The sequence below is a fragment of the Acidobacteriota bacterium genome (genome assembly GCA_016715115.1).
Lineage (GTDB): Bacteria > Acidobacteriota > Blastocatellia > Pyrinomonadales > Pyrinomonadaceae > JAFDVJ01.
The window spans coordinates 922,266-935,409 of record JADKBM010000016.1 but is presented as its reverse complement, the minus strand read 5'-3'; the positions used below and the strand labels follow the sequence as shown (position 1 = coordinate 935,409).

Below are 13,144 nucleotides of genomic sequence, written 5' to 3'. Positions count from 1 at the left end.
ATTTTGGATTCGCGATTTGTGATTTCGGATTGTCAGATGCCGGACTATCGTTCGAAAAATCCGAAATCCAACTTCGCTAATCCCAAATCAAAACTGGACTTTTGCTCCCTCGAACAATTGCTTGAGGTTACTCGTCGCAACGGTCTCGTCGGCCTGAACGCCGTTAAGTATCTGGACCATTCCGTTCTCTTCGCCTCCGCGTTGAACGGTTCGCTGTTTGGCGATGCCGTCAACGATGACGTAGACCCTGAAATTTTGCGTGCTCTGATCTTCGAGCACCGCTTCTTTCGGGACGAAAACCCCGACGTTTCCGCCTTCGCGGGTGATCTTTGCGGTGACGAACATCCCGGCCCGAAGCGCGTTGTCGCCGTTTTCGACCTCGGCCTCGACGATTGCCGAACGCGAGTTCGGATCGATCAGAGGATTGACCGCCGTTACCCGTCCGCCAAAGTTCCGGTCCTTGTAGGCGTCGACCTGCAAGGTCACACCGCGGCCGATTCCGACAAATGGAACATCGGCCTCGGCGACCTGCATCTGGACCTTTATAGGATTCGTGCGAAGGAGTTTGACGATAACCGAGGACGACGAAACGAACTCGCCGACGGCCGTCGGGCGCTCGCTGACAAATCCGGAGAACGGTGCCCGGATGATCGTGTCTTGGATCGCTTTTTCGGCGCTCGCGACATCGAGTCGCGCCGATTCGACCGCGGTTTCGGCGGTTCTGATCGCCTGATCGCTTTGTTTGGCGGCGTTTATCGCGATCTCGAGTTGCTGTTTCGCGCTGTTCGCGCGCGTCCTCGCGGTGTCGCGGTTCGTCCGGAACTGTTCATAAGTGATCATCGCGACATCGCCGGTTTCGACAAGTTCGCGATATCGCTTTTCATTTGCTTCAGCCTGCCGGAGTTCGGTTTGCGCCTGTTCGTAACCGGCGGCAGCCGAGCGTACCTCGGGTATCCGGCTCGAATCAAACTTGCCGTTCGGCGAGAGTCCGAGTTTGACCTCGGCCTGCCGCACGCCGGCGATCGCTTGATTCAATTTCGATTTGGATTGTGCCAGCGCAAGCGTTGCGTCGCGGTCATCGATACGGGCGATGACCGCGCCCTGCCGTACGAACTGACCGAGGTCCGCCGAAACGCTGACGATCTTGCCACCAACCTTTGGCGCGACGTCCGAACTTTCGTCCGCGACGAGCGTTCCGGTCGACGGGATGAAGGTCGGAACCTCCCGCGACACGGACTTCGCCTGCGTCACCGTGATGACGTCTCCCTCGGTCTTTTGCGCGTTGTTCGCAAGATTCGCCGATCGCGATTCCGACCGGCCGCAAGCGGCGATAAATAGAGTCGAAGCAAGAACCGGAAGTAAAACTCCGGCGGCTCGACCGCGGTTATGAAAACGCATAAAAATATGAAACCAGGCCCGGAACGAATCTGCCGGCCGTCGACGACAAAGGCGCAAAGAAATAGTATTTATGAACGAATGCTTAGGGCTTGCGCTATTTCGCCGAACGCTCGCAGTGCCGCTATTCCTGATTGAAGAAGCGTCACCGATTGGTTAACTCTACGAATAACTAGACAAATCAAATCGGGTATCGGTTACAGAAAATTGCGAAATAGCGGCGCCTCCGATGTAACCATTTTACAGTTTTTTGTGTCTATGCCAATGGAAAGGGTTTGAGTTTTTTGAAAATACCGTGCCGGAAGCTATAGAATCGTTGGGAACGAATTTACTCGACTTTACACGCTTGGCGGAAGAATACGGGAAAATGAGCGAGATCGACATCGCGCGGCTCGCGGCCGACGGCGATGAGCTTGCGTTTGCCGAGATCGTCCGTCGTTTCAGTCCGCGCGTTTTCAGTTATTCCTCTCGGTTCTTCCGCCGTCACAGCCTGGTTGAAGAAGCGGCGCAGGAAGTGTTTCTGAAGGCGTTCACGCAACTCGGGAATTTTGAAGGCCGCGGATCGCTCGAAGGCTGGCTGACGCGGATCACGGTCACGACCTGCATCAATATCCTGAGGTCTTCGAAGCCGCAGTCGGAGTTGACGCTTTCGGATCTGAACGAGGATGAGTCGAATTGGCTGGAAGAACGGCTGATCAACGCCGCGTCGCTCGAACATCAGACGCAGGAAGATAAACTTATCGCCGCCGATCTGGTGGGCCGCGTGCTCGATACGCTTCAGCCCGAAGAATCGCTTCTGGTTCAGATGCTCGACGGCGAAGGGGCGTCCGTCAAGGAGGTGTCGGCGGCGACCGGGTGGAGCGAAGCTAAGATCAAGACGAAAGCGTTTAGGGTCCGGCGTCGGATGCGTGAATCGATCACGAAATTGCTAAACGCGAAGGATGGAAAACTCCGAAGGATTGAATTATGAAGAACGGTCACATAACTGAGCTTATTGACGAAAAAGGGCTTGCGAACATTGATTCGGCCGGGCGCGAACTGATCGAAGTCCACGCCGCGGAATGCGCTGCTTGCGCGGACGCGCTTGCGGCGGCGAGGTTTTCCGTGTCACTGCTGCGAGCGAGGGCCGACATTGGACCGATTCATCCATCGCCATTTTTCGAGACACGGGTTTTGAGCGCTTTGCGTGAGCGGCAGTTGCAGAAGGCGCCGTTCTGGTCATTCCGCCGCTGGTGGCAGGCGTCGCACGAAATGGTCGGGGCGATGGTGTTGATGGCCGCGGTGTTCGGATTGCTAACCATTTTCGCGCCGGCGGATGAAAGTCAGGCAGATCTGTTGAATCCCAATATCTATTCGACGGAAGCGGACGTTTTGAATCAGCGGCCATTGCGCGATATGTCCCGCGAGCAGGTTCTCGAAGTTATCTATAGCGATCGAAAGGAACAGGGCAAGAGCAAATGAACTCCGAAAACAAAAGTAAATGGCAGTTGCGGTTCGCGACGCTGAGCATTTTTCTGATCGGTTTTGTCGCCGGCGCGTTTGCGCTCAATGCCTTCAATCTCTGGTTCGGAAACGGCGGCCGTCAGACGCGGCGTGAAAAATACGAGGTGGTTTTCAGTGACCTCGGTTTGAACGAGAATCAGAAGTCCGAGGTCGAAAAGATTTTCGGCGATACGCGCGAGAGCATTCAAAAAATGCGCCAGGAATCGGAGCCGCGCTTACAGGAGATCCGCTCCGCGCACGACGAAAAACTGCAGAAGATCCTGACCGCCGACCAATGGGAACGATTTCAGCGCGAACGCGATAAAATGCGTGAGTCCGAAAAGCCCCCGTCGCCGAAACCGATGGATATAAAGTGAGAGTGAAGGGAAAGGCAAAGGGGAAAAGGCAAAGGGAAAAGGGAAAAAGGCAAAAGGCAAAAGGCAAAAGGCAAAAGGCGAAAGGGAGGATTCGAAAACTGAATCGCCCTTTCGCCTTTTGCCTTTTTCCCTTTGCCTTTTGCCTTCGCTACTTGAGCATATTGCCGTCGGCGTCGAGGAAGCGGATATTGCTGCCCCAGCCGTCGATCTCGCGGAGTTTCGGTTCGATCGTCTGACGATCACCGACGATCAGGATGGCCATCCGGTCGGGTGTCAAGTACTTGTTCGCGACCCGGTTGACGTCCGCCAGCGTTACGCCGTTGATCTTCTGGATGTACTCGTTGAAGGACGCATCCGAAAGGCCGTATGTCACGAGGTTCGCCAACTGTCCGGAAAGCTGTCCGACGGTTTCAAAGCCCTGCGGATAACGCCGGATGATGCTCTGCTTGTTGTATTCGAGCTCGGCCGGCGTCACCGGGATAGAGCCCCGAATGCCGTTGATCTCCTTCATAAACTCGACGACCGATTCTTTCGTCACTGCCGTCTGAACATCGGCCGAAGCCTCGAACGGACCGGCTCCGCGCCGGAAACTCCAGCCCGTGCGAGCTCCATACGTGTAGCCCTTTTCCTCGCGAAGGTTCATATTGACGCGGGCCGAAAACTGTCCGCCGAGGATCGAATTCATCACCAGCAACGGAAAGTAATCCGGATTGTCCCGCGAAACGCCGACCTGGCCGATGCTCAGCACCGACTGTGCCGCACCGGGCTTGTCGATGACGAAGATCCCGGAATTGCTCTGGCTCGAGGCGCCCGGAACATCGATCTTCGGCAAATCGCCAGGTTTCCAGTTCGCGAAGGCCGACTCAAGCTTCGGAAGCAGCGTCTTCGCGTCGGTATCGCCGACGACGATCAGCGCCGCATTGTTCGGGCGGTAATACGTCGCGTAGAACTTCTCGATCTCGGCGCGCGTCACGGCTTTGATCGACGCTTCGTCGCCGGTCGACGACTTTCCGTACGGATGATCTTTGCCGTAGAGCAATTTGCTGTAAGCGACGGCGGCGATCGCATTCGGATTGTCCTTGCGTTGCAGCAGCCCGTTCAGTGAGCGGCGGCGAAGGGTTTCGAGTTCCGCTTCGGGGAACGTCGGATTGGTGACAACGTCCGAATAGATCTCGAGCGCCTTGTCGAGGTTTTTCGTCAAGGTTTGCATCGAGACATTCGCCGCATCCCAACCGGCCCCGGCGCCGACACTGGCTCCGATCGATTGCAGTTGATTGGCGATCTCGACCGCCGAACGTGTCTTGGTTCCGGTGTTGAGAAGGCTGGCTGTGAACGATGCGAGTCCGGCGCGATCCTGCGGATCGGCAGTGGCGCCCGAGTTCATCACCATATTCATCGATATGATCGGAAGCTCCGTCTGACGGACGATCCAAACGCTCATTCCGTTCGAAAGCTTGCGTTTGTCGATCGACGGCAGCGTAAAGGTCGGATTCGGTCCCGGCTTCGGAAGATTCGCCGAATAGTCTTTCTTTTCGGTTTCCTTCTTCGCGGTCGTCGAGGTCGGCGTGTTGTCGGTCGTGTTCTGTTGCGCCACCGGTTTCGTTTTGCGCGGAACGAAACTCATAACGAGTCTGTTGCCGTCGAGATAGGTTTTCGCGACGCGCTGGATGTCCGCCGCCGTGACCTTGCGGTAGCGGTCGAGGTCGGCTTGGAATCCGTCGGGTTTGCCCTGGAATGTCGCGTAGCTGTTCATCTGGTCGGCCTTCCCGAGGACATTCTGGATGCCGAAGACCGTCTGTGATTCGATGACATTGAGCGCTCGAGACATTTCTTCGGCCGTCGGCGGCTCCGTCTTGATTCGTTCGATCTCGGCGTTGATCTCTTTTTCGATCTCGTCGAGGGATTTCTGCGGGCGCGCGGTCGAAGTTACTTGAAACTGCCCGGCGATCTCGCGCGAAAAGTGCGACGCGTTCGCGTCTTGCGAAAGTTGTTTTCCGTACACCAGATTGCTCTGAAGCCGCGACCCGCGACCGGCTGAAAGGATGAACTGCAGCATATCCAGCGCCGGCTGATCCTGATGCTGATCGCGGACCGTGTGCCAGACCATATAAAGCCTCGGCAATTGCACCGAATCCTCAAACGTTTTCCGGATCTCGCCTTCGATCTTCGGAGTCGCCGGGTTCGGTCGGGTGATCGCGCCGCCGGTCGGGATCGGGCCGAAATACTTCTCGGCCCACGCCTTTGCCTGTTTCGGATCGAAATCGCCGGCGATCACGAGCGATGTATTGTTCGGGACGTAATACTGACGGAAAAACGCCTTGACGTCGTCCATCGAGGCGTTCGACAGATCGGTCAGCGAGCCGATCGTCGTCCAGTTGTACGGATGGTCCTTCGGATAGATGATGTCCGAGATCTTTTCGAACGCGGTTCCGTAGGGCTGGTTGTCGTATCGTTGCCGGCGCTCGTTCTTGACGACGTCGCGCTGGTTGTCGAGTTTTTCCTGGGTCATCGCGTCGAGCAGGCCGCCGAGACGGTCGGCTTCCATAAACAACGCAAGCTCAAGGAAGTTCGATGGCACGACTTCGAAATAGTTCGTGCGGTCGGCGTTGGTCGAGCCGTTGATGTTCGCGCCCGCTTCCTGGAGCGGTTTGAAATAGTCGTCGTTGTAGTTTTTCGAGCCCTGGAACATCATATGCTCGAAAAGGTGTGCGAAACCTGTGCGTCCGACGACCTCGTTCTTCGAGCCGACGTGATACCAAAGGTTGACGGCGACGATCGGCGTCGATTTATCGAGGTGCAAGATGACGCGCATCCCGTTCTTAAGTCGAATTTCCTCATACTGCAGCTTGGGCAGTTTATCGCTCTTGTTTTGGGCGAAGCTCATTGTGGTCATAACTGACAAAAGTATGAACATCGCCGCGATTGATCGCTTCATATTAGTCGCAAACTCCTTGTTCTTTGTGAATTGATAAAGACCGGACAGGGCCGAAGACAGCCGTCGTGCGCCAACCGGATTTTCGAATCGGTAAGAATGATAGACGCAGGAAATTTGGCTTTAGTTTCAGGCGTCAGCTTATTTTTTTGTAATTACCAACTCGTTTTCGGCGAGTTTCCCGAGACCTTCGGAGAAACGCAATTCGAGCTGAAACTTGGCGCCGTCGGCCTCGAATTCGACGGGCCCGATATCGCCTGTCCCGCTCGACCAGGAAACAGTCCGTTCGCCAGAGCGGGATCGGATCCCGAAGTCGTGATAGTTGAAGCCGTTGGGCCAATGTTCGGAGGGAACCTTGCGGTTTCCGAGGTAAGTCAGTTTGAAATCCGGAAAATCAAGAACGGCGTCCTTCGCAAACTTCGTTTTCGCGCCGTACGAGGATGCGCCGCCCGCACAGAAACTCGAGAAGACTCCAAGAAGAGTAAAGAGCGCAAGGAACTTGATCATCGCAGACGCCAGAACTTCGATACCAAGGCGATCACGAACATCGAAACACTCGTCAGCGCCGAAAGAAGACAGAATTGGCAAAACGCCTCGATAACAACGCCCTGAAGGTAAAAGAGCCAGCCGGAAAAGACCGCCATCATCGTCACGTGGAGACCGAAGACCAGCCAGGTTTTCCGGTTTCCGCGCAAGGAAAGAACCGCAAAGACGAACGCGATCGAATACCCGATCAGGCCGATTCCGGCGAGCGGAACGGCCGCAAGCAAGGGAAAATCGACCGACGCCGGCAGAAATCCTCCAAGCGTCGCCCACTGGCTCGTCAAAACCTGCTCGCAGCCCGAAAGGATGCTGCACGGCACCGGTTCGGCGGTGTAGTGGTGATATGTCAGATATGTCGTGTCGCCGATCCCGAATAATGCGAAAAAGGTCGCCAAAAATGGAAGTTTGGCGACCACTGGCGTCGATTGTTCAGTCGTGTTCATTGATCGGTGAACGATTTGTTGCTCGCCGCGGGCTTGGCGGTGTTCGCGTTTGCCGCCGGTTTCGAAGCGTTCGACGCGCTCGGCGAACTGGTCGGAGCGACGGTCTGCTGCGGCGCCGGATTCTTCGCAAGTTCGGCGTCGATGATCTGCCGCAACGACTCAAGGTTCATCTGCTCGAACGGAACCGACTGCCCGTTGATGATGATCGTCGGCGTCGAAGTGACATTCAGTGCCTTGCCGCGCTCCATATCGCGCTGAACGCGTTCCTTGGTTTCCATTCCCGCCATATCCGATTTGAAACGTTCGACATCGAGTCCGAGCTTCTCGGCATAGCCGTTGAAGACCGTCCGGACGTCAGTCGAGTTCGACCAAGCCTGCTGGTTCTGGAAGACGATGTTCTGCATATCCCAAAACTTGCCCTGACGGCCGGCGGCTTCGGAGGCGACGGCCGCGTCGAATGCGTTCTTGTGGATCTGCGTCAACGGATAATTCCGGAAAACGAACTTGATGCGGCTGCCGTACGCGGCCTGAACATTCTTCAGCACGTTGTGGATCTGCGCACAGGTCGGACATTGAAAGTCCGCGAACTCTTCGATCGTCACCGATGCGTTCGGGCTGCCGAGCATATTCGGCGGCTGTGCGCCGAGCGGCGCCGCCGGGTTGACCGTCTGCTGCGTCACCGGCCGGTTGGCCGCCGTTCCGTTGTTCGCCGGTTTCTTGCCGTCGCCGCAGCCCGCTGCGAACGCGAGCGATCCGAGAACCAAAAGGCTGATGTAGATTGCTGTTTTCTTCATAAATAATTAGAAATTGATAACTGATAACTGATAACTGATAACTGGGAACTGAGAAGTGAGAACTGGAAACTGAGAACGGAGAACTCAGAACTGAGATCTGAGAAGCGATAACTCACTTCTTTCATCCCGCGCCTCGGTTCTCACTTCTCAGTTCTCAGTTCCCACCTCTCCGTTCTCCGTTCTCACTTCTCGCTTCATTTAACGATCTTCAATTTGTTCCGCGTTGGTTGGCGGTTTTCAAGCGCTTCGACCAGTTCGCGCGTTCGGTTGTAAATGCCGTCGACGTCGAGTCCGTATTTCGCGAGCAACAGTTTCGGGTCGCCGTGCGTGATGATCCGGTCCGGAACGCCCATTCGGACGACCTTAACTTTATCAAGCAGACCGCGTTCTTCCAAAAGCTCGATGATCGCTGAACCGAATCCGCCGGCGAGATACGCTTCTTCGACGGTCACCAGGATACGGTTCGTGCGCGCAAGTTCGCAGATAAGTTCAGCATCGAGCGGTTTTACCCAACGGGCGTTGACGACGGTCGCATCGATTCCGTCCTTTTCGAGATTTTCGGCCGCCCGGACTGCCGGATATACCATTGAACCGTAAGCGATGATCGCCGTTTCACCGTTGCCTTCCCTCAAAACCTCAGCACGTCCGATCTCGAGCTTTTTCGGCGGCGCTGAGATATCGACGCCGGATCCGCTTCCGCGCGGATAGCGGATCGCCGCCGCGCCCGGATGCTCGATCGACGTCAGCATCATATCTCTAAGTTCGGCTTCGTCCTTCGGCGCGCAGAGCACGATGTTCGGATAGCCGCGAAGATAGGCGATATCGAGCAATCCGTGATGCGTCGGACCGTCCGCTCCGACGATCCCGGCGCGATCCATCGCGAGCGTGACGTTGAGATCCTGAAGACACACGTCGTGGATCACTTGATCGAACGCGCGCTGCAGAAAGGTCGAATAGATCGCAGCAACGGGTTTGAGTCCTTCACACGCCATCCCGGCGCAGAACGTGACGGCGTGTTGTTCGGCAATGCCGACGTCAAATGCGCGTTCGGGGAACTTCTCAAGGACCGTGTCGATGCCGGTTCCGTCGGGCATCGCGGCCGTCAGAGCAACGACAGCGCTGTCGCTCTCCATCAGTTCGCACATCGTTCTGCCGAAAACTTCGGTATAGGTCGGCGGTACGATCTTTGTGGACTTGTAGGGAATTCCGGTCTTCGGATCAAACGGGCCGGTCGCGTGATAGGCGTAGTAGTTCTTTTCCGGATTCGGAAATCCCTTGCCCTTCGTCGTCAGCGCGTGAACGATGACCGGGCCGTCATCGACCCTTTTTGCCTCTTCGAGCGCCCGGACGAGTTGCGGCACGTTGTGGCCGTCAACATACCCGATGTATTTGAAACCGAGTTCGTTGACGAGCGCGCCGGGCAGAACCGCCGCTGCGATCGCGTCCTTGAAACTCTTTGCCGCGCGGCGAAGGCTTTGGCCGAATCCGGGAACGCTTTCAAGGGCGTCGCCTATCTCTTCCTTGAGATGCTGGTAGCTCTGCGCGCCTTTGATCCGGTTCAGGTAGCGCGACAGCGCCCCGACCGCCGGCGCGATCGACATTTCGTTGTCGTTGAGCAGGACGATCAGCCTTGATTTCAAATGCCCGGCCTGATTGATCGCTTCCATCGCCATTCCGCCGGCGAGGGACGAGTCGCCGATCAGTGCGCAGACGTGGAAATCTTCGTTCTTTTTGTCGCGGGCGACAGCCATTCCGAGCGCGGCCGAGAGCGACGTCGATGCGTGTCCGGCTCCGAAGGTGTCGTAAACCGATTCATCCCGCCGCAGAAATCCCGAAAGTCCGTCGTATTGCTTGATCGTGTGGAGTTGGTCGCGGCGGCCGGTCAGGATCTTGTGGGCGTAGGCTTGGTGGCCGACGTCCCAGACGAGCCGGTCATTGGGCGTATCGAAGACGTAATGCATCGCGACCGCAAGTTCAACGGCACCGAGGCTCGCGCCCGTGTGACCGCCGACGCGCGAGCAGGTATCGATGATGAATTGACGTACTTCGTCGGCGACTTCTTGCAGATCTTCGACCTTTAGCTGGCGCAGATCCGCGGGCGAGTTGATTTCGGATAGGAATCTCATTACGTTCGTTTTGGCCTCAGACTCAAATTTCGCATTTTACAGTGGTAAAAAGCAAAAGTTAAACAGGTCAAACATTCAATTTCCCGAAAGTTTTTGAAATCAGCAAGGCGGCCTTTACAAATCTTTACGACCGTATTCAAAAAAACCTTCGACTAAATGCCTTGAACCGACGTCTTACCAAGTGAATGGCGAATTCGCCGCAGAAAATCAAAAAGACGAGGTAATTTTTATGTCAATCAAAAACAAGATCATTTCGGCCGTGACGGCCGGCACCGCAATCATCGCATTTTCGACCTTTGTTTCGGCGCAAGAGGTGAAGACCGAAACGCCGACCGAGACCCAGAAACAGGAACGCGTTGAACGCCGTGGCGGCAAGCGCGACGGAATGGGCAAGCGCGACGGCCGCGGTATGCGGCGCGGGAAATTCGGCAGGAGAGGCGGAATGATGCGGGGACTCCGCGCTCTGAATTTGACGGAAGATCAGAAGGCGCAGTTCAAGACGATCATGGAAAGCCGACGCAACGCGTTCGCGGGTAATCGTGAAGAGATGCGAACGCTTATGACCGCCAAACGCGACGGGACGATCACTCCGGAACAGCAGCAGAAACTCGAAGCTTTCAAGGCTGAGATGAAGGAGAACGGAAAGAAGACGCACGAACAGGTTCTCGCGATCCTGACGCCGGAACAACGCGCGCAGCTCGACGCCCGAAAAGAGGAAATGAAGCGCAAGCGCGAAGAACGCCGTCAATTGCGCGAGCAAATCAAAACGACAACCCCCGAACCGAAGAAGGATAACGACTAAGCTCTCCTGTCGTTACTTTTGAAAAGACGCCGGCGATCAACACCGGCGTCTTTTTGTTTTCAACTCAAAAATCCGACTTGTTTCTGAAACGAGATCAGGGAGCTTTGAAAAGCCGGGTTCAAGGAAATTATCGTCTTTCTTTCACGGGATACAGCGGATTCGAAAGCCGTGCTCATTCGCAGACTGAAAAGTATCAAATATCCGCTATCGACTACTCCGAAATCACTGTCTTCCGAATAGATGAGGTTGATAACCGTGCCGGAAACCGCGAAAAGACGCGGGCTTCCCCGCAAAGGCGCGAAGTCGCGGAGAATTCCGGGAACACGGAACCCTACCAGCAATATCCGGACGCTATTGCCGACCGGGGGATTGCCTGCAATTCTTTCAGCATCCTTAAGATTATCTTAATGTTATTGAAAGATTTGCAGGCAAATGCTGCAAGCGGTCTCGCCGGTTAGCTTGTCGGAGGCGATGTTGAGAGACTTCTCGGCGATTCGACTTCAGCTGGAGGTCTTGTTGAGAACTTCGTCGTCGCGGAACTCAGAAAACATCTCGATTGGAGCCAAACACGCGCAAAGTGCCTTTCACTTCCTCAACTCAAGCAACACTGAGGTCGACACAGCGGTGACAAGTTTCTCGCCTTTGGAAGGGAACTGTATGTGGTTCCGATCTCTTATCTTTGGAGGGACTAATCGAAAAAACGGCGCCCGAACCGGACGCCGTTTCGATTTCCCGAATATGAACCGGATCAGCCGATGAACATCTCGTCATCGATATAAACGCGATCGATCTGTTTTGGCGCGGGCGCGAAAAGAACCTCGAGGCCCTTGCGGACTCCGGCCATAATCGCCGCGATCTCGCGAGCGGGTTCGACGACTTTCTTCTGAATGAAATCGGTCGTCGTGATGACCTGCAGTTGCGTTCGGTCGATGGTGTTGCTGACCAGTTCGACTTTGTCCCTGGCGACGATCGCCGTCTGTCCGACCAATAACTTGAGTTCGGCCACTTCTTCGCGAACCAGACCGGCCGATTCGGCAAAATACTTCGTCGCGGCCGACAGGTTCTCGGAAATATCGTTGAACTGAACCGAAATCAGCTTGCCTTGTTCGCCGATCGCGTTCACCTTCGCGATCAACGGCTCGACGCGTTCCTCGACGTTCTTGACCGTCGCAACGACGCGCTTGACGGTGATCGCGATGGCGATCAGCGCGATCGCCATCACGATAAAGCAAATCGCGATCACAATCGACGCGATCATCATCCAGAATTGTGGATTATCGAAATTCATAGCAATTTCGGATCTCGGATTTGTGATTTCGGATTCCGACTTGGACCAGTCAATTCAAAAATCCGAAATCACAATTCCCAAATCAAATTAGTTTTCTTTCGTTTCAACGGGATACGTCGGACGGCCTTCGGCGATCACCTTGACTTCCGTCTTGCGTTTTTCCTCGGTGTAAGCCTCCTTTCCGGCTTCGATCGCGGCCGTGAAAGGGTTGGTCGAACGGACCGCGGCTTCTTTCGCTTTTTCCGTCAACTCGGCGGCTTTTTCCTTGAACTCGCCGGCCTTTTCCTGGGCGGACTGGTAAAGTCCCTCGGCGCGTTCGCGGGTCACTTCGTAGTATTCGCCGGCGCGGTCTTTGGCCACGATCGCGGCTTCCTTGCCCTTTTCGATTCCTTTCCGCGTAACATCGGCAATGTCTCCGCGCAGTTCCTCTCCCGATTTGGGAGCGAAAAGCAGCGCAAGGATCGCCCCGATCCCGCCGCCGATCAACAGATAGGTCAGTTTGGTGGTCGCGCCCGTTTCTTCGCGTTCAACTTCGTGTCTCATAAAATTCCTCCGTACTGCAAAACGAGATCTTTACAGTCAAAACAAGCTAAATTCTCGATATGTTGAATATAGCAGAAAAAGAATGAAGTAAAAAGCTAAAAGATTTTGAGGGGCCGGTACGGCTTCGACCAGTCCGGATTTCGTGTCGCAATGGAAAGTTTGCCCGCGAATTCGCGCGAATCCGCGCGAATGAGATTCCGTCCGAACACTAACGAACAAATGGACTTTCAACACTTTGGCCGGTCTGGTGGCCCAATTTCATAACGCTCCATTTGCGCGGATTCGCGAGTATTCGCGGGCAAAACTCGCTAATGCGCGATTTGTGTTTGACTTAAGGCCAGCTAAGTTAATTCTCTCTAGCTTAAGAAATCTGCGATTTGTTTAACTTAAAAGCAATTCTGGCTTGATTTGCCTGGGGA

At 55.3% G+C, this 13,144-nt stretch carries 13 protein-coding genes; 5 read left to right on the top strand and 8 right to left on the bottom strand.

Going from position 1 to position 13,144, the window contains the following annotated elements:
* Window positions 1-87 precede the first annotated feature (87 nt).
* Window positions 88-1,398, bottom strand: a complete 1,311-nt coding sequence (locus tag IPN69_22015; GenBank protein ID MBK8813383.1) for an efflux RND transporter periplasmic adaptor subunit — start codon at window positions 1,396-1,398, stop codon at window positions 88-90.
* A 313-nt stretch (window positions 1,399-1,711) separates the two neighbouring features.
* Between IPN69_22015 and IPN69_22010 the strand changes: the two genes are divergently transcribed.
* The 3 genes from IPN69_22010 to IPN69_22000 are packed head-to-tail and all read left to right on the top strand — an operon-like array spanning window position 1,712 to window position 3,254.
* Window positions 1,712-2,365: a sigma-70 family RNA polymerase sigma factor gene (locus tag IPN69_22010; GenBank protein ID MBK8813382.1), complete on the top strand. Its 654-nt coding sequence runs from the start codon at window positions 1,712-1,714 to the stop codon at window positions 2,363-2,365.
* A complete protein-coding gene (locus tag IPN69_22005; protein ID MBK8813381.1) occupies window positions 2,362-2,856 on the top strand; it encodes a hypothetical protein in 495 nt (164 codons plus the stop codon). Before IPN69_22010 ends, IPN69_22005 begins: the two co-directional genes overlap by 4 nt.
* Entirely contained in the window at window positions 2,853-3,254 is a 402-nt protein-coding gene (locus IPN69_22000; GenBank protein MBK8813380.1) for a hypothetical protein, read from the top strand. Before IPN69_22005 ends, IPN69_22000 begins: the two co-directional genes overlap by 4 nt.
* 148 nt (window positions 3,255-3,402) lie before the next feature.
* Here IPN69_22000 and IPN69_21995 read toward each other — a convergent pair whose 3' ends face one another.
* The 5 genes from IPN69_21995 to IPN69_21975 form a co-directional block, all read right to left on the bottom strand.
* Complete coding sequence (locus IPN69_21995) at window positions 3,403-6,189, bottom strand: insulinase family protein (protein MBK8813379.1); 2,787 nt, start codon at window positions 6,187-6,189, stop codon at window positions 3,403-3,405.
* A 138-nt stretch (window positions 6,190-6,327) separates the two neighbouring features.
* Window positions 6,328-6,693: a hypothetical protein gene (locus IPN69_21990; GenBank protein MBK8813378.1), complete on the bottom strand. Its 366-nt coding sequence runs from the start codon at window positions 6,691-6,693 to the stop codon at window positions 6,328-6,330.
* Window positions 6,690-7,172, bottom strand: a complete 483-nt coding sequence (locus IPN69_21985; protein ID MBK8813377.1) for a vitamin K epoxide reductase family protein — start codon at window positions 7,170-7,172, stop codon at window positions 6,690-6,692. The genes IPN69_21990 and IPN69_21985 overlap by 4 nt, the downstream gene beginning before the upstream one ends.
* Window positions 7,169-7,966, bottom strand: coding sequence for a thioredoxin domain-containing protein (locus tag IPN69_21980; protein MBK8813376.1), 798 nt, complete (start codon window positions 7,964-7,966; stop codon window positions 7,169-7,171). The genes IPN69_21985 and IPN69_21980 overlap by 4 nt, the downstream gene beginning before the upstream one ends.
* A gap of 194 nt (window positions 7,967-8,160) precedes the next feature.
* Window positions 8,161-10,092 carry a 1-deoxy-D-xylulose-5-phosphate synthase gene (locus IPN69_21975; GenBank protein ID MBK8813375.1) on the bottom strand — a complete coding sequence of 644 codons (1,932 nt, stop codon included), beginning with the start codon at window positions 10,090-10,092 and terminating at the stop codon, window positions 8,161-8,163.
* 229 nt (window positions 10,093-10,321) lie between these two features.
* On the opposite strand from IPN69_21975, the gene IPN69_21970 reads away from it, so the two are divergent.
* Together IPN69_21970 and IPN69_21965 are read left to right on the top strand one after the other, a co-directional pair.
* Window positions 10,322-10,894, top strand: coding sequence for a Spy/CpxP family protein refolding chaperone (locus IPN69_21970; protein ID MBK8813374.1), 573 nt, complete (start codon window positions 10,322-10,324; stop codon window positions 10,892-10,894).
* A 104-nt stretch (window positions 10,895-10,998) separates the two neighbouring features.
* The gene (locus IPN69_21965; GenBank protein MBK8813373.1) at window positions 10,999-11,352 is read left to right on the top strand and encodes a hypothetical protein; all 354 of its coding nucleotides are present in this window, start codon (window positions 10,999-11,001) and stop codon (window positions 11,350-11,352) included.
* Window positions 11,353-11,642: 290 nt separating this feature from the next.
* Here IPN69_21965 and IPN69_21960 read toward each other — a convergent pair whose 3' ends face one another.
* Both IPN69_21960 and IPN69_21955 read right to left on the bottom strand, forming a co-directional pair.
* Complete coding sequence (locus tag IPN69_21960; protein MBK8813372.1) at window positions 11,643-12,182, bottom strand: hypothetical protein; 540 nt, start codon at window positions 12,180-12,182, stop codon at window positions 11,643-11,645.
* Between the two features lie 87 nt (window positions 12,183-12,269).
* Entirely contained in the window at window positions 12,270-12,725 is a 456-nt protein-coding gene (locus IPN69_21955; GenBank protein ID MBK8813371.1) for a YtxH domain-containing protein, read from the bottom strand.
* Between the last annotated feature and the right edge of the window lie 419 nt (window positions 12,726-13,144).

What these genes read in the sequence shown, in the direction of transcription:
- IPN69_22015 (MBK8813383.1), bottom strand. Translation starts at nt 1,398, where the DNA reads ATGCGTTTTCATAACCGCGGTCGAGCCGCCGGAGTTTTACTTCCGGTT.
- IPN69_22005 (MBK8813381.1), top strand. Translation starts at nt 2,362, where the DNA reads ATGAAGAACGGTCACATAACTGAGCTTATTGACGAAAAAGGGCTTGCG.
- IPN69_22000 (MBK8813380.1), top strand. Translation starts at nt 2,853, where the DNA reads ATGAACTCCGAAAACAAAAGTAAATGGCAGTTGCGGTTCGCGACGCTG.
- IPN69_21995 (MBK8813379.1), bottom strand. Translation starts at nt 6,189, where the DNA reads ATGAAGCGATCAATCGCGGCGATGTTCATACTTTTGTCAGTTATGACC.
- IPN69_21990 (MBK8813378.1), bottom strand. Translation starts at nt 6,693, where the DNA reads ATGATCAAGTTCCTTGCGCTCTTTACTCTTCTTGGAGTCTTCTCGAGT.
- IPN69_21985 (MBK8813377.1), bottom strand. Translation starts at nt 7,172, where the DNA reads ATGAACACGACTGAACAATCGACGCCAGTGGTCGCCAAACTTCCATTT.
- IPN69_21980 (MBK8813376.1), bottom strand. Translation starts at nt 7,966, where the DNA reads ATGAAGAAAACAGCAATCTACATCAGCCTTTTGGTTCTCGGATCGCTC.
- IPN69_21975 (MBK8813375.1), bottom strand. Translation starts at nt 10,092, where the DNA reads ATGAGATTCCTATCCGAAATCAACTCGCCCGCGGATCTGCGCCAGCTA.
- IPN69_21970 (MBK8813374.1), top strand. Translation starts at nt 10,322, where the DNA reads ATGTCAATCAAAAACAAGATCATTTCGGCCGTGACGGCCGGCACCGCA.
- IPN69_21960 (MBK8813372.1), bottom strand. Translation starts at nt 12,182, where the DNA reads ATGAATTTCGATAATCCACAATTCTGGATGATGATCGCGTCGATTGTG.
- IPN69_21955 (MBK8813371.1), bottom strand. Translation starts at nt 12,725, where the DNA reads ATGAGACACGAAGTTGAACGCGAAGAAACGGGCGCGACCACCAAACTG.